Source organism: Variovorax sp. RTB1, from assembly GCF_035018765.1.
Classification (GTDB): domain Bacteria; phylum Pseudomonadota; class Gammaproteobacteria; order Burkholderiales; family Burkholderiaceae_C; genus Variovorax.
In genome coordinates this window covers 29464-48926 of the sequence record NZ_JASJXG010000029.1, presented here as the reverse complement: position 1 = coordinate 48926, position 19463 = coordinate 29464, and the positions used below count along the sequence as shown (strand labels likewise).

The 19463-nt window shown below is 59.8% G+C and carries 15 protein-coding genes and 6 pseudogenes; 11 read left to right on the top strand and 10 right to left on the bottom strand.

Annotation, left to right across the window (positions count from 1 at the left end; all coding sequences use genetic code 11):
- Positions 1–176 precede the first annotated feature (176 nt).
- Positions 177–461, bottom strand: a pseudogene (locus QN397_RS17445) (IS3 family transposase); the annotation flags it as partial.
- A gap of 73 nt (positions 462–534) precedes the next feature.
- A complete protein-coding gene (locus tag QN397_RS17440; protein WP_323501537.1) occupies positions 535–1203 on the bottom strand; it encodes a hypothetical protein in 669 nt (222 codons plus the stop codon).
- Positions 1204–1517: 314 nt separating this feature from the next.
- On the opposite strand from QN397_RS17440, the gene QN397_RS17435 reads away from it, so the two are divergent.
- From QN397_RS17435 to QN397_RS17415, 5 genes and pseudogenes are all read left to right on the top strand, one after another.
- On the top strand, positions 1518–1760 hold the full coding sequence (locus QN397_RS17435) for a hypothetical protein (protein ID WP_323501523.1): 243 nt from the start codon (positions 1518–1520) through the stop codon (positions 1758–1760).
- 893 nt (positions 1761–2653) lie between these two features.
- The gene (locus QN397_RS17430; RefSeq protein ID WP_323501522.1) at positions 2654–2977 is read left to right on the top strand and encodes a hypothetical protein; all 324 of its coding nucleotides are present in this window, start codon (positions 2654–2656) and stop codon (positions 2975–2977) included.
- Positions 2974–5757, top strand: coding sequence for a magnesium-translocating P-type ATPase (gene mgtA / locus QN397_RS17425; RefSeq protein ID WP_323501521.1), 2784 nt, complete (start codon positions 2974–2976; stop codon positions 5755–5757). Before QN397_RS17430 ends, mgtA begins: the two co-directional genes overlap by 4 nt.
- Before the next feature lie 17 nt (positions 5758–5774).
- Positions 5775–6491 carry an MgtC/SapB family protein gene (locus QN397_RS17420; protein ID WP_187051859.1) on the top strand — a complete coding sequence of 239 codons (717 nt, stop codon included), beginning with the start codon at positions 5775–5777 and terminating at the stop codon, positions 6489–6491.
- A 158-nt stretch (positions 6492–6649) separates the two neighbouring features.
- Positions 6650–6754, top strand: a pseudogene (locus QN397_RS17415) (IS481 family transposase); the annotation flags it as partial.
- Here the strand turns inward: QN397_RS17415 and QN397_RS17410 are convergent.
- A pseudogene (locus QN397_RS17410) lies at positions 6753–7480 on the bottom strand (transposase); the annotation flags it as partial. The pseudogenes QN397_RS17415 and QN397_RS17410 sit on opposite strands and share 2 nt — an antisense overlap.
- Before the next feature lie 67 nt (positions 7481–7547).
- Positions 7548–8289, bottom strand: a pseudogene (locus tag QN397_RS17405) (transposase); the annotation flags it as partial.
- A 603-nt stretch (positions 8290–8892) separates the two neighbouring features.
- On the opposite strand from QN397_RS17405, the gene QN397_RS17400 reads away from it, so the two are divergent.
- The 6 genes and pseudogenes from QN397_RS17400 to QN397_RS17375 form a co-directional block, all read left to right on the top strand.
- Positions 8893–9327 (top strand): hypothetical protein, encoded by a 435-nt coding sequence (locus QN397_RS17400; protein WP_323501520.1) that lies wholly within the window; start codon positions 8893–8895, stop codon positions 9325–9327.
- Positions 9328–9334: 7 nt separating this feature from the next.
- Positions 9335–9793, top strand: a complete 459-nt coding sequence (locus QN397_RS17395) for a DUF302 domain-containing protein (RefSeq protein ID WP_323501519.1) — start codon at positions 9335–9337, stop codon at positions 9791–9793.
- A gap of 10 nt (positions 9794–9803) precedes the next feature.
- Positions 9804–10043: an SHOCT domain-containing protein gene (locus QN397_RS17390; protein ID WP_323501518.1), complete on the top strand. Its 240-nt coding sequence runs from the start codon at positions 9804–9806 to the stop codon at positions 10041–10043.
- Positions 10044–10141: 98 nt separating this feature from the next.
- Positions 10142–10904 (top strand): annotated as a pseudogene (locus tag QN397_RS17385) (NAD(P)-dependent oxidoreductase); the annotation flags it as partial.
- Positions 10905–11011: 107 nt separating this feature from the next.
- The gene (locus tag QN397_RS17380) at positions 11012–11332 is read left to right on the top strand and encodes a hypothetical protein (RefSeq protein ID WP_323501517.1); all 321 of its coding nucleotides are present in this window, start codon (positions 11012–11014) and stop codon (positions 11330–11332) included.
- A 1416-nt stretch (positions 11333–12748) separates the two neighbouring features.
- A pseudogene (locus QN397_RS17375) lies at positions 12749–13096 on the top strand (copper-transporting ATPase); the annotation flags it as partial.
- A 116-nt stretch (positions 13097–13212) separates the two neighbouring features.
- Here QN397_RS17375 and QN397_RS17370 read toward each other — a convergent pair.
- The 6 genes from QN397_RS17370 to QN397_RS17345 all read right to left on the bottom strand — a co-directional run bounded on the left by QN397_RS17370 (position 13213) and on the right by QN397_RS17345 (position 19445).
- Entirely contained in the window at positions 13213–15162 is a 1950-nt protein-coding gene (locus QN397_RS17370; RefSeq protein WP_323501516.1) for a cytochrome c/FTR1 family iron permease, read from the bottom strand.
- A gap of 495 nt (positions 15163–15657) precedes the next feature.
- A complete protein-coding gene (locus QN397_RS17365) occupies positions 15658–16884 on the bottom strand; it encodes an MFS transporter (protein ID WP_323501515.1) in 1227 nt (408 codons plus the stop codon).
- A 54-nt stretch (positions 16885–16938) separates the two neighbouring features.
- Entirely contained in the window at positions 16939–17385 is a 447-nt protein-coding gene (locus QN397_RS17360; RefSeq protein ID WP_323501514.1) for a hypothetical protein, read from the bottom strand.
- A 58-nt stretch (positions 17386–17443) separates the two neighbouring features.
- Positions 17444–17953: a TPM domain-containing protein gene (locus QN397_RS17355; RefSeq protein ID WP_323501513.1), complete on the bottom strand. Its 510-nt coding sequence runs from the start codon at positions 17951–17953 to the stop codon at positions 17444–17446.
- 2 nt (positions 17954–17955) lie between these two features.
- Entirely contained in the window at positions 17956–18816 is an 861-nt protein-coding gene (locus QN397_RS17350; RefSeq protein ID WP_416352338.1) for a TPM domain-containing protein, read from the bottom strand.
- Entirely contained in the window at positions 18813–19445 is a 633-nt protein-coding gene (locus tag QN397_RS17345) for a LemA family protein (protein WP_323501512.1), read from the bottom strand. Before QN397_RS17345 ends, QN397_RS17350 begins: the two co-directional genes overlap by 4 nt.
- Positions 19446–19463 lie beyond the last annotated feature (18 nt).

Sequence of the window (19463 nt, the reverse complement as noted above, 5' to 3'; positions counted from 1 at the left end):
TGCCGAACCCGGGGCGACCTGGCCACCCTGTTCGAGCTTCCTTGTATGGCGTGAACCGCTAAAGATGCGACCGCTGATGTGGCAACAGGCGGCAGGTTCGCAGTTGAGCCCGTGACGGAGTGTTGGCGTTGGCGGAAAATTTGCCTGTTGGGGGTGCGGCGGAATTCCTAGACTGGTTATGCCGTGGGACCCATGCTCTTGCGATATTCAACAGGACTGAGAGAGGCGAGGGATATCTCGATCCTTTTTTCGTTGGACCAACGGATGTATGAGTCCAGTGTTTGTGTGAATTTCCCAATGCTCATTGACTACCAGTTGCGCAGATAGAACAGTTCCGTTTTCAGTCGGCCGAAGAAGCCTTCACAAGCCGCGTTGTCGAGTGAGCATCCTTTGCGCGACATCGAATGAATCAGCTTCGCATCAGCGATGCGCGACCGCCATTCAGGCCAGCGGTAGTGGGCGGAATCAATCGGTCGTCGTAACACCATCAATCATGGAGCTGTTGTGGGAAGACCTGCGGTGTGGATGCAGAAGTTAACAGTACGCGTGACGATGCGCTCGCCCGGCGCTCCTTCGCTTCGGCGTGAGGTGGAGCGGCAGTTCTGGAAGCAGATTGCCACCGGAACAACGAGCGAGAAGGCGGCCGCAGCCGTTGCGCAGTAGATTCACCGTGCCACTGTTGATGGACACGTTGTTTCCGTTGCCTGCCACGCCGAGGTAGTCGCCAACGCCACCGAGTCCCAGGTTGTTGCTGTCGCCGGTCAGGGCAAGGCCTGTGTAACCCCAGGTGTCCATGCTGTTGCCTGAGTCGCTCACGGAGTAGCCTGCGCCGCCCAGCAGACCGAAGTAGTCGCCTGTACCCGTCAGGCTGATGCCATCATTGCCGCCCGCAACATTCGCTTGGGCGCCATTGTTGATGTAGATGCCGGTGCCCTGACCTTTGGCGGTGGTGCCTTCCCACTGATCACCGGTTGCATTAACCTGGTCCAGGTTGCCCCCGGTATTGCCCAGCATGGGCAGCGCACCGGCCACGGTGTTGCTGTTGTTGCCCCCGCCATAAATGCCCATGCTGTCGATGGCGTTTTCATCTACGCCATTGCCAGAGCCGCTGACGTTGGCATGGCTGTTGGTGGTCGGATAAATGCCGGTGCCCGGATCGTTGCCGTTAGTATTGCCTACGACATCGGCATCACCTGCGCCCACCGTGATCGTGTCGCCGCCCCCGTAAGCGCCAAGCGTGGCGCCGGTACGAGGGCGGGCGCTCGCGCATTCAGCCGTTTCATCTGGCCATGAAGGTCAAGGTACATGTCTACGGTTATGCCACGGTAGTGTCCTACTCGCGCAAGACCGCCCACAAGCTGCATGAAGACGTGACGTTTCGGGTGAGCGCAGCCAGCAACTCCTAAACGCATCGCACGCCATGCGACTTTCGCGCCCTGCATCTGGAGGAACTGTTGCCATTGTTAGTGCCGGTCGTCAGGCTCGCAGGGGAATTCGGGCGGGTCAAACTGGTCCCTATGGCTGGGGACGGTAACGAGTTGCGCAACAATGCCAGCAAGCACGAGGCGACGCGCTACGAGCGGATGAAGGCCATCCAAGCAGCCAAGCACCGTTTGCAAACGCGCCAGCAAAAGCACGATGACGAAGTGCCTCCGGCACCGGTCCAAGCGGTCAAGTCAAACTCGACATTCATGCGTACCTTCGACAACCTGGCGCCCAGGGCGAAGGACAACTTCGCCGATCCCGACTCCCGATCATGATAATCAGCGCGGGCTTCGAGAAATGCTTCAACGCCCAGACGACCTTCAACAGTCACCAGCAGATCATCGTGGTCAGGCAGTGGGCCGCCGCCAGTGGTGAGTTGCCCGCCATACTGGTATTGGTCACGTGCAGTACAGAGCAAGAACCCGCGAGCGCATTGGCTGACTCAGGCTAACGCAGCGAAGGGGTGTCGGCACAGCTGAGCGAGTGCGCAAGCTTTTTGGTTTTTCGGTTGACGTCGGTGCTGCTGCGCTGCAACAATGCGCTATCCCAATTTTCGGAGCCCTTTGCGTGGACAGTGCCTTAAGTCGCAGCGATAGAAAACGTGCCCTTGCGGGTGCGGCGCGCCAGGCTCGCTAACGCAAATGCTTTGCGCTGTGGGGCTCCGCGCCGCAGCAGTGAATCACGCCGATTGGCGTGCGTTCTGAACCCAAAACACGGTCTCTTCCGATCGTCAGTCCAAGCCTGACATCGCAGACGCGGCTTAAGCTCTATTTCAGGCAAACGGCTCCTTCAAAGCAAAGGAGTTCCCGTGTGCTTCTCGAAGATTCCCAACGCCTCGACCGCAAGGCCGACCCACACTGCAGGCGCGGCGCTGAGTAGCGACAACCGGCTCGCCGTACCCGAGACAAACGTCTACGCGAGTCTGTGGTCCAGCCGGCGGGTGCGCGCGGCGAAGTCGGTCCAAAACACTGGTGTCCCCCAGCGGCGCTGAGCTGGACTTTCAACTTTCGACAGCCCGAAGATCGCCATGGACCCCGCCCCCAGTCCGCGCTTTGGCGCGACCACATCATTCGACCCGATGCCCCTGTACCCGGCGTCGCTCAAGGATTTCCTCAACGCTTGACCGCGCGAGGAGTTGGGCGCCGTGTGCGCTTGAACGAGACTCCTCATGACCCGCGAAGATTTCAAAACTCACCTGCGTTCCGCCCTCGCCGAACGCCGCCCCGTTGTCTTGCGACACCTGCTGGACCTGCACGGTGCGGCGGCGTTTGCCGATGGGCTTGCCGCTTGGTCTCCACGCCTGGTGGCCGACGCGCTTTCTCTATTGCTTCAAACGCAGCGCATGGCCGTGATGCGGCATCTCCCCTTTGCATTGCGCAACCATGATTTATGCGTCCAGGTCGCGCACCGCCACTCGTCTGGCGGTGTAGCGCCGCCATGCCTGCCTCCGGCACGTTGGGTCGCCTCGTCCACCGCCAGGAGCATCCCATGAATTTCGTCGACAACATTTTTAAAAACTGGTTCGGTGGCTTCCTGTCGCGCCGTCGTGCCACTCAACTGTTCGGGCGCGGTGCGCTGCTCGACACCGTAGGCGGTCGAGGCGCTGCTGAGGCGGTGCCCGAGCATGTCTCGCGCGACATGCTCAAGGCCGCGACCGACGACATACCCGGTTCGCTGGTTCGTCTGGCGTCGCACGAAGACGGGCTGAGTGCCCCCGAAGCGGCCGAGAGGTTGATACGTTTCGGGCCCAACGAAGTCGAGCACGAAAAGCCTTTGCCCTGGTGGCTTCACCTGTGGCATTGCTACAAAAATCCCTTCAACCTGCTGCTCACGGTGCTGGCCGGCGTGTCGTTCCTGACCAACGATCTGAAAGCGACGATCGTGATCGGCACGATGGTGGTGCTCAGCACGTTGATCCGGTTCATCCAGGAGGGCAAATCTAACCGTGCGGCTGAACGGCTCAAAGCGATGGTGACCAACACCGCCACTGTGATCCGTCGCGACCTCGGGACCGAAGCGACCGAGGTGGCTGAAAAATATTTTGATCTCCACCTTAACGCCCGGCGTCCGCCGTCCCGCGCCGAAGTGCCGATTCGCGAACTTGTACCGGGCGACCATGTGGCCCTGTCAGCCGGTGACATGATTCCCGCCGACTGCCGCTTGATGACGGCCAAGGATTTGTTCGTCGCGCAGGCTGCCATGACAGGGGAATCGCTGCCGGTAGAGAAGTTCGCTGATGAGAAGTCATCGTTTGCGACGGTTCTGGAGGCGCGCAACCTTGTCTTCATGGGCACGAACGTGGTGTCGGGCTCTGCGACCGCACTGGTCGTCGCCACGGGCAACCAGACCTATTTCGGCACGCTGGCGACACGCGTGACTGCCACCAGCCGGGCACCCACCGCGTTTCAGGCCGGAGTCAACAGCGTCAGCTGGCTTTTGATCCGCTTTGCCTTCGTGATGGTGCCGATCGTGCTGCTTGTGAATGGCTTCACCAAGGGCGACTGGACCGAGGCATTCCTGTTTGCGCTCGCCGTAGCCGTTGGGTTGACGCCCGAAATGCTGCCGATGATCGTGACGTCGACCCTGGCCAAGGGCGCGGTCGTGTTGTCGCGCAAAAAGGTGATCGTCAAGCGCCTGGATGCAATCCAAAACTTCGGCGCGATGGATGTGCTTTGCACCGACAAGACCGGGACACTGACGCAGGACAAGATTGCACTGGAGCGCCAGACCGATGTCTTTGGCAATCCGTCGGACGAAGTGCTGAAGTTCGCTTTTTTAAACAGTCACTATCAGACCGGACTGAAGAATTTGCTCGACAGGGCTGTGCTCGAACACGTCGAACTTCAGACCGAATTGAAGCTGGCGCAGGACTATCGAAAGGTCGACGAAATTCCCTTCGACTTCGAGCGCCGACGCATGTCGGTCATCGTCTCCGAGCGCGACGATCACCACGAGTTGATCTGCAAAGGGGCGGTGGAAGAGATGCTGGCGGTATGCACTCGTGTACGGATAGCCAGCGCCGAAGGACAGCAGGACGTGGCGCTCGATGCACACATGCTCGAGCGCGTGCACACGGTCACGCGTGAACTGAACGAAGACGGGCTGCGTGTGGTGGCGGTGGCGATGAAAGAAACCGTCGCGAGTCACCTGACCTATTCGGTGGCCGATGAATCCGAACTGATCTTGGTGGGATACATCGCGTTCCTCGATCCGCCCAAGGAATCCGCAGCGCCGGCATTGCGGGCCTTGGCCAACAACGGCGTCAACGTCAAGGTCTTGACCGGCGACAACGAGCTGGTCACTGCACGCGTCTGCGGCCAGGTCGGCCTGGCGGTCGGCACCATATTGCTCGGGCCGCAAATCGAGCGCATGAGCGATGCCGCGTTGGCGCATGCCGTGGAAAACCATCAGGTGTTCGCCAAGCTGACGCCGTTACACAAGGAACGCTTGGTCCGTGCGCTGCGCGCCAACGGACATGTCGTCGGCTTCATGGGCGACGGCATCAACGACGCGCCAGCGCTGCGGGCTGCCGACATCGGCATTTCGGTCGATTCGGCAGTCGATATCGCCAAGGAAGCGGCCGACATCATCCTGCTGGAAAAAAGCCTGATGGTGCTAGAGGAAGGTGTGATCGAGGGGCGGCGCACCTTCAGCAACATGCTGAAGTACATCCGCATGACGGCGAGCTCCAATTTTGGCAACGTGTTCTCGGTCCTGATTGCCAGCGCGTTCCTTCCATTCCTGCCAATGTTGCCACTTCAGTTGCTGGTGCAGAACCTGCTGTACGACATCTCACAGATAGCGATCCCGTTCGACAACGTCGACGAGGAGCTGGTGAAGAAACCGCTGAAATGGAACCCGGGCGATATCGGGCGCTTCATGGTGTTCTTTGGCCCGGTCAGCTCGATCTTCGACATTACGACTTTCGCGCTGATGTGGTACGTCTTTAAGGCCAACACGCCCGGGCAGGAAACCTTGTTCCAATCGGGCTGGTTTATCGAGGGTCTGCTGACGCAGACGCTGATCGTGCACATGATTCGAACGCCCAAACTGCCCTTCATCGAAAGTCGAGCGGCCATGCCCTTGTTGGTCATGACCGTGGCAGTCATGGCCGCGGGTGTTCTGCTGCCGATGGGTCCATTGGCCGACTACTTCAAATTGCAGGCGTTGCCTTTCGGTTATTTCCCTTGGCTGATCGCCACACTGGTGGGCTATGCCGTGCTGACCACCCTGATGAAGCGTTTTTACATTCGTCGCTTCGGGTGGCAGTGAGGCGCACGGGAAATTCGATGCAGGCCTTTGAACAATTCCATTTGCTCGCCCTGGTTGATTCGGCGATCAGCCTGACGGTGGCTTTCCTGCTTGGCGGCGTCATCGGATTCGAGCGACAGGTACGTCAGCGCACGGCTGGATTGCGCACTAACACACTGGTCGCGGTGGGTTCGGCTGCGTTCGTGGTGCTTGCCAACCGGCTCAACGGCCATGAAGGTGCGGTGCACGTGGTGGCTTACGTTGTGTCGGGCATCGGGTTCCTGGGTGCTGGAGCGATCATGAAGGAAGGTGCGAATGTGACCGGGTTGAACACAGCCGCGACGCTTTGGGGTTCGGCCGCTGTAGGTGCTTGTGCCGGCGCTGATCTGATTGGGGAGGCGGTGCTGGCCGCGATCTTTGTGTTGGCCAGCAACACCTTGCTTCGACCGGTGGTGAATCGCATCAACCGCCAACCGGTGAAGGAGGAGTTCGCCGAGGCCACCTACACCGTGTATGTCATCTGTGAGCGGGCGCGCCAGGCGGAGCTACGGGAAAGACTGGTCGAGTTGCTGGAAGGATCGAACTACCCGGTGCGGGACGTTAACCAGCACGCGTTCGGCCAAGGGGACGCCGAAATCGAAGCGACGTTGTATGCGACTGCAGTCGAGGCCTCAGAACTGGACCGCACTATGACGGCCATGGAGGCTGAGCCCGGGGTATCGCAAGCATTTTGGAATGCGCGTTCCGAGGATTGACGCGGCGGGCCGACACTGTCCCAAAAAAAGGATCTTTCGCCGTGGCAGTTTCAACCGGAGATTGGCCCATGAATATTGTCAACCCCCTGGTGACAAGGCGTAGCTCACGTTACGGGCGCTCGACCTCCGAAGCTGAGTCGCTTCGCAGCAGCGGCATATTGTCTGCAGCCTGCCCTTTGAAGATCGTCAAGCTGCTGACCGACAACGGCAATGAATTCAGAGACCGCTTGTTTGCTTCGCGCGCGCGCGAGCCCACCGGTAGCTCACCAGCACGCGCTTGAGAGCACCTCGCCCCTGAATGTAGAGGGCCTGGTAGATGGCTTCGTGGGAAATGCGCATGGACTGATCATCCGGGAAGTCGACCTTCAGACGGTTGGCAATCTGCTCTGGCGACCAGCCGTTGACCCATTTGCGGTCACCACGATGAGGCTTGTTGCGACCGATGAACGGAGCTTGCTGAGGTCCGGCGACCTCGCGCCCCTGAGCATCGTGGATATTGCCCTCCAGACGATCCTGGACATATTGGCGCAGACGTGGGTTCATCACCAGCTTGGCTGGCTTGGGCCTTCTGGCCAACAGCTCGGACTTCCACTGCGCGACCGACGCCCGGTACTCGAGCTTGCCACCGCGAGTTGCAGCGTTGCGGGTCAACTCCCGTGAGACCGTCGAGGGACTTCGTCCGATAAGGCGGGCTATCTCCCGCACTCCAACGTCTTGGGCCCGCAGTCTTAGGCCCGCACAAGAGCGATCTCTTCTCGCTCGGCGAATGACAAATACCGTCCCGGTATGGGATTGGACATGAACAAGGGCATGCCACCACGATGACGGAACCAACGCCCGCCTACTGGCTGCGACACGCCAACGGCTGCGGCCGCCTTCTCGCTCGTGACTCCGGTGGCAATCTGCTTCCAGAACTTCCGCTCCACCTCACGCCGAAGCGAAGGAGCACCAGGCGAGCGCATCGCCACGCGTCCCGTTAACTTCTGCATCCACCCCGCAGGTCTTCTCATAACACCTCCTTGATTGAAGGTGTTGCGACGACCGGTTGAATCCGCCCTGGCTGCCCCTGTCGCTGTGGAAGATCAGCCCGGTCTCTTTGCCCAGATGGCGCTTAAACCAGGCCATGCGCAATGCATCGATCACGATGTCTCGCGTCATGTCGCTTCGCAGCGACCAACCGATCACCTGGCGGTTGAACAGATCGATCACCACCGACAGGAACAACCAGCCTTCGTCGGTGGCGATGTAGGTGATGCCGCCTGCCCAGACCCGGTCGGGCTCGTGCACGGTGAACTCGCGGTTCAGCAGGCTGGGCGAGATCGGCAGATCCTGCCTGCTGTCGGTTGTGACCTTGAAGCGGCGCTTGCCTCGGGCCCGGATGCCATGACGTTGCATGAGCTTTTGCACCAGTATCCCGCCAAGCGAATCCGCAGCATCCGGTATTTCACCGAGATCGGCCACACGCGTCGGTGGCGTTGGTGTTGGCGTTAAATGAAGGCGTACTTCACCGCTGCGCTTTCGCGAAGTACGCCGTCGCTTTTTCCAGGGTGTCGCGCTCCATCTTCACGCGCGCCAGCTCGGCGCGCAGCCGGCTGATCTCCATCTGCTCGGCGCTCACGGCCTTGCTGTCAGCCCCGCTGAGCTTGCCTTCGCGCTTGACCTTGACCCAGTTGAACAGGGTTTACTCGACCAGCCCCAAAGTGCGTGCCGCCACCGCGATGCTCTGACTACCCTCGGCCAGCCGCACCGCCTCCTGCTTGAATTCGAGCGTGTAGCGCGCTCTTGCCGTCTTCGTCATTTCCGTTCTCCTTACTTGAATTTAAACACTCAGCAAGGGGTACGTTTTTCGAGGGCAAGGTCACATCAAGCCGCTAGTCCCCGACCAGTTTACTGGTCGGGGACTAGCGCAGAACGCGTGCGTGCGTTGTCGCACGGCTGCCGCAAGGTATCGGCGTAGCTTGGGCTTGATGGCACAGATTGCAGACGCACCCCGGCGTGTCCAGCGAAGTTGGTCACGGACCTTTCCTTTCCTTCGGAGCACCAAAACATGATGAATGGTGGCATTTGGGGTATTGGTTGGATGGGTGGTGACGGCATATGGGTGTCGATCCTGATTGCCGTATTGGCCGTTGGCTTCGTGGCATGGTTCATCAAAGGAAGGCGAAAGTGACCCGAGTGGACGCTATCCGCGCGTCCCGAGCTGTGCCTCGCAATTCTCGATGCGTATCGAGATGTCATCGCGCAACTTGTTGATCCTGCTCAAGTTCCACCTTGCAATCGATGCATAGAATTTCCGAACCTCTTTATGGTTTTCATGCAGTCGTCTCGCTGACCCGCGAAATATCCCCATTGGTCCCTCACTTTCTTAGTCCGCACAGGACCCACAACCCAGGAATTCACCATGACCCCCGTACGTACCCTCGTTGCACTGTCCGTTGCCGCACTCGCCGGCGCCTGCGCAAGCCCTGGCTCGGTCAACGCGCCGCCGCCTTCGTCAGGCGTCACGGACACCAGCGCGGCGGCACCTATGGAGCCCCGCATGAAAGCGATGCAGGAGATGCACCAGAAGATGATGAGCGCCAAGACGCCCGAGGAGCGCAACGCGCTGATGGCCGATCACATGAAAGCCATGCAGGGCGGCATGAGCATGATGAAGGGCATGGGCGCCATGGACGGAAAAGGGTCCATGGAGGGGATGGGCGCGATGGCCGATGCCAAGGGCATGCCAGCCGACATGGCCAAACATCACAAGATGATGGAACAGCGCATGAGCATGATGCAAATGATGATGGAGATGATGATGGACCGGATGCCGCCAGCGTCCATGAAGCAGTGAGCCGACCATGAACCAGCCATCACAGGTCGCGGTCACTCCAGAGCGTTCCGGCTATGGCTTCCATTGCAAGCTGGACGGACTCACCTTCTCACAGGCCATCCTTGCCGTGACCGATGCGCTGAAGGCAGAGGGCTTTGGCATTCTGACCGATATCGATGTGCAGGCCACGATGAAGGCCAAGCTCGGAATAGACGGACGGCCGTACCGGATTCTCGGCGCCTGCAATCCGCCACTAGCGCACCGCGCCCTTCTCGCCGAGCCCGACATCGGCTTGCTGCTGCCGTGCAACGTGGTGGTGCGCGAAGAAGGCGACGGCGGTCTTGTCGTTGGGTTCATGGACCCGGTCGCAGTTCTACAAATGGCCACTGATCCCGAGATCGGCCGCGTCGCGCACGAGGTGCGCAAAAGGCTTGACCGCGTACGGGCGGCACTAGTCGACCGGCCCGTCGGCGTCGGTCCGACGTGAAGGAGGCGGCATGTTTCACGACGGCAACTATATGGTCGGCATGCATGGTTTCTGGTGGCTGTTCTGGCTGCTGCTGATGATCGGCGTGTGGTTCTTCTCTCGACGGGGAACGTCGGGTTGGCGTGGCGATCGACCACGCGAAACGGCGCACGAGGTGTTGAGTCGGCGCCTGGCCGGCGGTGAGATCACTCCGCAACAGTACGAAGAGCGAAGGGCGCTGCTCGACAGAGATGCGCCCAAGAAGCATTGAATCTATGGACTTTCCAGCACATAAAAAGATCGGGGCGATCCCCGCCCCCGTCAACATGCGCAAGCAACGTTCGGTGAAAGCGATTCAGACGGCACCGCATGTTCAAAACGTCGATCGACAAAGCTAGGATCAAGTTCTTCTTTGCTGGAGGGCGTTCATCCCTCTGCCGTCAAGTTGCTGCAGGCGGCGGGCAACACTCGGATCCAGAGCCTAGCGGCCGCTCTGGCGGGCGACGTACTCAATGCCAGGATCGCTGACGCACATTTCGTCGGCATCCGGTCGCGCACCCAACTGACGGCGCAGGTGTTTGCCCATGCCTCCAAGCTGGTGGCCGTGGGTTGCTTTTGCATCGGCACCAACTAGGTGGGTCTGCAGGCGGCGCGCGAACGCGACATTGCGGTATTCAATGCACCGTTTTCCATCACACGCTCGGTGGCGAAACTGGTGCTGGCCGAGGCCATCTTGCTGTTGCACGGCTTGCCCGCAAAGAATACCGCAGCGCACCGCGGCGGCTGGCTCAAGTCGGCCGATGACGCCTACGAGATTCGCGCGAAGACTTTGGGCATCATCGGCCACGGCTCGATCGGCATGCAGTTGTCGGTGCTGACCGAGGCGCTGGGCTTGCACGTCGTGTTCTTTGACGTGGTGACAAATCTGTCGGTGGGCAACGCACGGCAGGTGCCCGAGTTGCGCGACCTGCTGGCGCAGTCCGACGCGATCAACCTGCACCTGCCCGAGTCCCAGGCCACGGAGTGGAGAATAGACGAAGCACAGATTGCGGGCATGAAGCCGGGCAGCGTGTTGATCAATGCGTCTCGCGGTACAGTGATTAGAGTCGAGCCGCTGGTGGAAGCGTGGCGCCAGGGGTCGTCTGAGAAAAGGCATTACAAAGTACGTTAAGCCAATTGCGGCGAGGCAAAGAAGGTATGCTGAAATAGTCCTGAGATGCAACAGAAGTCACAGAGAATGTGCTGAAAAGTTTCGGCTTCTATGTGGTTCTGGCGATCTTGGCGAAGTTGCCCGGATTGGCGATGCGTCTCTCTGGGACTCACGTTTCTCATTTGATCGACGTGTGCACGTCCGACCTGGCGATCCTGGGCGCCGGCTTCATGCTTTCTTGGAGCCTGGAAACCGCGGAGGAACACGTCTCGCGTGGCATAGCTTTGGCCGTCATCGCCCTGATCACTGTTCTGACGGAGTACGTGGTGGACATCTACTACGTTTCAGGCGGGAAGGCAGCCCGGCTCCGACTACATTCAGTTTGCTGCTGCGAACATAACAGGCGCTAACCGGCTCCTAGTCGGATCTGGCTGGCCGCTTATTGTTGTACTGGTGGCGCAGCGTCGAGCTTGATTGGAGCAACGCGGTCGAGGTAACGGTCGAATTGATGATGTTTGTCGACGACGATCGCCTCGGCCCGCAGACCGTCTAGAACGCAACCGCTGGTTTCAAAGTTCACCCTGTCGACTAAGGTCAGGGGGAGACTTTTCACAAAGGCGGTCGAGACTAGTGTGCAGATGGCTTCGATTTCCCGGAGCGATTTTTGCTGATTCAGCAGAGGCCAACAATCACGATGTCGAACCGGCCAGCGACATCAGAGCCCACGTTAAGGCGACTACGAGGGTGATGATCAACGCGGATCTCGGAGAACGAAACCGAAACCAATTTTGGATGGTGCCAGACCGCTTCGCGCTAAAGAACAGAAGTCAAGCTGTTCCGCGCATACCCGAAAGTCCAACGGCGCCTTTCCCGCTTGTCGGTCCCCATGTCACCAATCCTAGTTACATGCCGCTCGTTCTGAGGTCGCCTCACACGAAGTTAGTGGCGGCGTGCAAAAAACCTAACGGTTGCGATTCAGAAGTCAATCAAAGACGGCCGCCGCGCCTACGAAGATGCCGTTCGGCCAAGGCTTCGCTTTCGGCGTAGTCGATCACCGCAGAAATCAGCGCCTCGGCGTCAACGCCCTGTCGGAGAGCGATCGCACGCACGCTGTCGACATAGGGGGGACTTTATGCGGGCCGCTGAGACAAGTTGGAACTGCACCAAAGATTTCAACCACTTCGCGAACTTGCTGCGGGTATCTGCTTACATAAGCTCGCATCAAATCTTCGACAGAAGTGGTCATGGTTCTATTTCGAGATGCGTGATCGGATTTGCGCGAAGCAGCGTCTCTGCGAAGCATGCAGCAGGTGCTGGAAAGTTTTCAATGCAACAAATGCTGAGCGAAAAAATGACGGGCATCCAACGAGGAGCGAAAGCTTTGGGTGAACACAACGAAGGTATGCGAGAGCGAAACAGCATGAACTGCTTTTGAAAATGGCAGAGTGGAAAGGTCTGCGTGACCGCAATGACCCGGGTCACAGTAATCTACGCGAATCCAAATCAGGTTAACTGATTGTTGGTGATCGTCCGAGATCCGCTTCAAGCTTCACAGGAGGTGGATCGCAGTGGTGGATGTTCAGCTCGACGCGATCGTCGACGGTCAACGTGCTTGCACCGGCCACACGTGCGATCATGTAGCCATAGCAGCTCGGTGCCTGCGAGTACCGAATGAGTACCCAGGGCACGGAGGCCGTCGAAAGATCCGCTTCTGCGTTACGGCAGTCCACCGCAAATCGGACGCGGATCGAGGATGCTTCATCGATCTGCACGACACGACCGGGACGCCATCCGTCCACAAAGCGCTGATGATCAGCCAGCAACGATCCGGCATCAACGACGCGCCAGCACAGGCCAAGGCCGACGTCGGCGTTGCCATGGGAACCGGGACCGATGTGGCGATGAACAGTGCGCAAGTGACGCTGGTGAAGGGCGACTTGCGTGGCATCGCGCAAGCGCGCGTCATCTCCGACGAAACCATTGCCAACATGAAGCAGAACCTGGGCTTCGCCTTCGTCTACAACGCGCTCGGCGTGCCGCTGGCAGCGGGTGTTCTGTTTCCGTTCACTGGATGGCTGTTGTCTCCGATGATCGCGGCGCTGGCGATGAGCCTGAGTTCGGCCTCGGTCATCTTCAATGCACTGCGGCTGAGGCGGACAGCGCCTTCAAAATGAAGACAGAAAAACGGTTTAAACCTCAAGGCGTCTTCACGCTTGAATCGAATCTAGGATCGGCCAATCTCCTAAATGCAGCGAGGCGCTTCGCCTACGGTGGCCTCATGCCACCTGCGTCATGCTGGTCGATACTGCCGAGCCTTGAGCGAGTTCAGCGCGAAGCCCAGAAGTGCAATGAGCAGAACGACAGCCTGTGCGATGGTGGTCTCAGCGGATGGATAGACCCCCAGCACCTCGATGCGCGGCCAATGAATGGGACTGGCACTTAGCCAACCGGCTTCTTGCAGGCCCGCGACGCCTTTCCCCGCGAGCACGACTGCCAGCACCGCCACCAGGATCGAACTGAGGCTGAAGAATTTGCCGATGGGCATGCGAGCACTGGTGCGCAGCATGAGCCACCCAATGGCCGCGAGGATGACCATTCCGGCTAACAGGCCGCCAAGCAAGGCGCCGTTGTTGCCATCTCCAGCAAGCGCCGAGTAGAACAACACCGTCTCGAAGACCTCTCGGTAGACGGCAATGAACGACAGGGCGAACAACGCCCATGCCGAGCGTTTCGTCACCGCCGCAGAGAGCTTTTCTTTGAGATAGGCCTGCCACTTTCCGGCCGTGCTCTTCTGGTGCATCCACAAGCCAACGCTCAGCAACACAATGGCCGCGAACAGCGATGAAACACCTTCAGTGACTTCCCGGCTGGCGCCGCTGATGCTCACAAAATAGGTGGCCACAGCCCAGGTCAGTCCACCACAAACGAGCGCGACGATCCAGCCGCCATGCACGTAGGTCAATACATCGCCTCTGTCAGCTTTCTTTAAAAAGGCCACCATTCCGACCACGATCAGCAATGCTTCCACGCCTTCGCGAAGGAGAATGGTGAGCGACGCGATGAAAGTGGTGAGCGGGTCGGCTTTGTCTGCCCCCAGCTCGCCGTCGACCTGCGCGAAGAGGTAGTCCAGCTTCTGCGCTGCGGCATCGGCCTGCTCCAACTTGCCGCTGGCAAGGGCCCCACGGTAGGCCAGCATCGCGTTTTCCACCCCTGTGAGGAGAGCTTGATTGCGGGCGCGCAGAGCCGGCTCAAGCGGCTCGAATCCGTCGAGATAGGCCGACAGGCCCAACCGCGTCGCGTTGGCCCGATCACCCGCGCGCGCTGCTGCAAGGCTCTCCTGAAGGCGTGTACGGGCCAGCCCCAATCCGCCTGGACCGCTGCTAGAAATGGTCGCCTCCGGATGGCTTCGAACGTAGGCGGTGAGATCGCGCGCCGCATCTGGCGACATGTGTTCGGACATGGCAGCCTCGGTCAACGTGGCAGCGGCGGACAAGTCGGAAAAGACCGCCTTGGCGGCCGCGTCACGGCCCCAGGACTCTTCGCCGCGCATGCGCATCGCGTCATCGTGGGACAGTGTTCCGGCGAAAAAAGCCAAGGCCCACCGGTCCTCGTCGGAGAGCGTGGCGAAACTGGGCATCGACGTGCCGGCGACGCCTTGAGAGACGACCTGATAGAGCGCGAGCACACTGCGCGAACGGGCGCGATCGCGATCGGTGAATGCGATCGGCGGCGGCGTCAGTTTCGCGCTGAGTGGCCCATCACCTCCTCCAGTCGCCCCGTGGCATGCGGCGCAGTTGGCTTCGAACAGCACCTTCGCTCGCACAAGGTCCGGCGGCTTAGATGGCGAAAGCGGGAATGGGTAGGCCTTTACTAGTGCCGCAGCCATTGAGTGGGCGCTGTTGGCTACGGCCTTTGCCTCCGACTTCGCCGCAATGAGCTCACCCAGCGCGGTGGCTTGGCGTTGCAGATCCGCGAGCGCCGGCGTGCTCGGCAGCGCGGCGAGCTGCTGCCCCGCCGTCGCTGCAAACTCTCTCATTTCTTCGTATTCGCTTGCGCTTTGGACCTTGCCATCACGCACGGCGCCGCCGTAATCGACCGCGAGGTAGTCCAGCAACTGCCACGTCTGCTTGGCTTGGTCGCTCGCGGCGGAGTCCGCAGCCCAAGCAAGAGAAGATGTCCATAGCGTCAGAAGCGCTGCCAGTGCCAGAAAGCGCCTGGCGGAGAGTGAGAGCTTTTTCATGTTGTAGTAGTGCTAATGATTCTTATTTTATCGACGATTCGTATTGCTACTCGTCTATTGAGTGCAATTGCCTCTCCTTCCGTGGGCCCTCACTTCTTCCGTTGCAAAGACAATGTGGGCAATGGAGACGCGAGTTGCGTTTCCCTGCTGCAGGCGTTGCGTGAGGCGCGTGCAAAGCGCGCACGGGGAACGGGTTCTTTAGGGGCCGATCGCGCTGCTTTCGGCCCTTTGACGGAGGGCCGCATTCACAGGCCCTCTAATTTTTCGCGCCATGGATGCCGTGTCGGCTTACGCAGGGGATACCGTCAGCGTGTGGGCCCTAAAAGCGAAGTCCACCGCTTTGATCCACATTCAGCGGTCCCAACGCCGAGCGCAGTTGCCAGACTTCGCTAGGGCAGTCGATCGCTTCGTTGAAGTAAAAAAACCAATGCGATGCACCTGCCACACGGCCGACCCTCAATCGGTCACCGACAGCAGGTCATCACGCGCCAGACTTCATTCAGTGGGCAATGACTGTGCCGTTAATTCGTGCCGGCGTGCAGGGCCCCACCACGCGAGCGAGACTGCCGCACCTAAACCCAGGATCACACCGGCCGCCCAAAACGGCGCAGTCGGCGCGATGGCAAACAAAGAACCTGCGCTCATCGATCCCAGCGCCTGGCCCAGATTGCCCGCCGCAGCCTGTTGACCCAACATGGCCCCCGGCGAAGCAGATTGACGCTCGAGCAACTCATACGACAGCACAGGACCTACCAACCCCGCAGTCGTGCCGACGACAGCGATCATCAATCCCAAAGCGCCAGGTCCGGGCACCCACGACGCCAAGGCGAGCGCAAGCGCAGCCACGGCAAAAGCGCCAGCCAACCAACGCTCGTCAACCCGACGACGCACCGCCGAAAACAGCAGTATCGACTGCGCGCCCAGCATGGCAACGCTACAGACGATAAACATCGCCGCCATCGTGCCGGTGGCCAAGTAGAGCGTCTGACTGCCGAACAAGTTGAAGCCGACCTCGAACGTTCCCACGGCAAATGAGGCCACGAGTGCGAGCAGCATCGATGCGTTGACGAATCGCTGGCGAGAGGCGTTTGGGCCAACTGCTTCTTTTGAGGCGGCGATCTGATTGTTACGAAGGCACCGAGGAATGAAAAGAGACAGAGGCAGACCGACAAGTGCCACTGCCAAAGGCGGCCAGTTCAACATGTCGCCCATCTTTCCGACCACCATCGCCATGATGGGTCCGGCCAGCCAGTTTCCGAACGCTGGCCCCACAAGGAAACCTAAAAACGACGCACTGCCCAACAACACAAATCGCCTGCTTCGATCCGAGGTTGTACTGCGGTCGGCGATGTAAGCCTGCGCAGTCGGAACGATGGCGGCGGCACCAGCGCCAGCGATAAATCTTGCGCCGTAGACGAAGCCGACATTGGGCGCCAGTGCAGCAATCGCACTGCCAATCAGAAAGGTAGCGAAACCAGACATCAAGATGAGGCGCCGGCCATACTTGTCTGAAAGGCGCCCCCACAGCGGCGCAAAAATAAACAGCGAAATGAGGTAGACGCCGCTCAGCATCCCGACATGCCAAGACACGGACGAGGCTGGTGCAGCGGCGCCCAAGTAGCGCACCAGGTAGAGCCGCATCAATGGCAGGCCCGCACCGTAGCCCAGCGACGCAATAAACACCATGCTGCACAGGAGCACCATCGCGCCCTTGCTGATCATCGGCGAATCAATGGCGTCGGGTCGGACAGGATCGGCTGCCCTGCTCGCCATGCGCTATTGCCCAACCGTGTACAAGACCACGCCGGCAAGCCAGACAGAAGCTGGCACCAGCAGTAACCATTGGTAGTCGGAGTGCAGGGAGAAGTTGGCGTAACTCATCAACTCGACACTGAGCGCACCAGCTACTGCAAGGACCCAAACCGTTCCATTCGATCGGGAGGGCATGCTGCCGATGGCGACGCCAATAAATACCGTGAGCACGCCCGCGGCCGCCATGAAGCCTCCTCTAACGATGAAGACCATGTTCAGCCAACGCGCAAGGCCCGGCGCTGCGAATTGAAGTTGCGCCGCTGACGCCCCAATAAAGCGCAGGTCCTCGGGCAGCAGTGGCGCTCTGAGAAAAATGAAATACAAGCCCAACGCGACAAGCCACACTCCACACGCGATCAGGGTTCGCGAGGAGATCGGGAGCGCCCAGATTCGAACAAGGTAGATCTTCATTGCCCGCATCCCTCGGCGCTGCATAGATCGAAGCGTTCGTATGGCAATGTCTGTTTTGTCATTGATCGTGTCGAAGTACTACCGGCGCGTCCGACAGTTCGTTTGCGATGGCTTCGCTGGCGGGAAAGTGATTTGCAAGTTGCTCCGCAACTGCCGCAACACCGGCGACGACACCGCTTTCGTAATTTGACTGCCTGAAAGCGGCCTCCATGTCGCTACAGATCTCACGCCATGCGTCTGAGCCCACTTTCACGTGGATGCCACGGTCGGCCACGATCTCAACAGCGCGGTCGGCCAGCAGCAGGTAGATCAGCAGGCCGTTGTTGTGTTCCGTGTCCCAAACTCGCAGCCGTGAGAACACCTCGACCGCCCGCTCACTGGACGACTGTCCCCCGAACAGCGCCGTACCGTCCAGCGCACCCTCGACCGCAAAACGGATCTGGCCAAAGTGCGAGGTTTCGCTCGTTGTTATCGCACTCTCGATCGCGCTCAACGCGCTGGCCGTGAATGCTCTCCTGACCGCACCGTCGGTCGTCAGCAAGTGCCTCAAAATGCGTTTGAGTTTCATAGCTACCACCGTCCCGTTGCGCCACCGCCGCCGAATCCGCCACCGCCGCCTCTGAAACCGCCACCCCCACCGCCGCGTGCACCGCCGCCGTAGTACCCACCCATGCCGCGACCTGTCATGCCTCCGCCCAACAGCGTGACGATAGATGCCACAACCCCTGCTGTCAGGGCCAATGACACGGCACCGACGACGAACCAGGCGATGACCGCAACGACCCCTCCGGTGACAAACGCGGCGGGGATTTTCCCAAGGGCGGAACGCAGCACGCCGCCGACTGCCACGGCAAGAATGAACAGCAAAGGCGCGTACTGCTGAACCTTGCCAAAACCACCCGATACATCCCCGATTGACCGCGGTAGAGGTTCACCGTCGACTACGCGCATGATTTGCGCGAGGCCGTCCGAGATGCCGCCAAAAAAGTCCTGTTGTTTGAATTTTGGCAGGATGGTCTCGCTGATGATGCGTTTGCTGGTGAGGTCCGTCAGTGACCCTTCGAGCCCGTACCCCACCTCGATCCGAACGGTACGGTCTGCCTTTGCGATCACAAGAATGGCGCCGTCATCTACTTTCTTGCGCCCCAATTTCCACTGCTCCGCAACGCGCAGCGAAAATTGCTCGATCTGTTCTGGCGTCGTAGAGGCGACCATCAACACTGCGATCTGGCTACCCTTCCTGGCTTCGAACGCTGTCAGCGTTTTTTCTATGGAACTCATCTGTTCCGCCGACAACGTACCGGTTTGATCAGTGACGTGCCCTCTCAACGGAGGCACCGGAACTTGTGCCGACGCCCACGACAACCAGCCGAGCACACATCCCAAAAGCAGCCCTCTGGTCACTTTGGCTGCGGTGCGGCGGGCGATCACTTTGTCGCACCCGATGCAGCGCCACCTGGTTTGGCCGAAGTACCGTCGAATCCCACACTTGGCGGCCGCGAGATAGTTGCTCCGTCGTCGACCGAAAAGGTCGGCTTTTCCTTGTAGCTCAGCGCTATGGCCGTCAGGTTCGAGGGGAATGAACGCACGGCAACGTTGTAGTCCTGCACGGACTTGATGTAGCGATTACGCGCGACCGTGATGCGGTTCTCTGTGCCTTCCAGTTGCGTCGCGAGATCCCTGAAGCCCTGGTTGGCCTTGAGGTTCGGGTAGTTCTCCGAAACCGCCATCAACCGCGACAAGGCGCCGGTCAGTTGGCCTTGTGCCTGCTGGAATTTCTGAAAGGCGACCGGATCATTGACCAGTTCCGGCGTGGCCTGGATGGACGTCGCTTTCGAACGTGCCTCAATGACTTTGGTCAGCGTGTCCTGCTCGAACTTTGCCTCGCCTTTGACAATATTGACGAGGTTGGGGATCAGGTCTGCGCGCCGCTGGTATTGGTTGATGACCTCGGACCAACTCGCTTTGACTTGCTCGTCGGTGGTCTGAAATGTGTTGTAGCCGCAGCCGGTGAGGGTCAGCGCCGCGGTGAGGGACAAGGCTGTCAGTAGTTTTCTCATGTGCTCATCTCCAAAGTG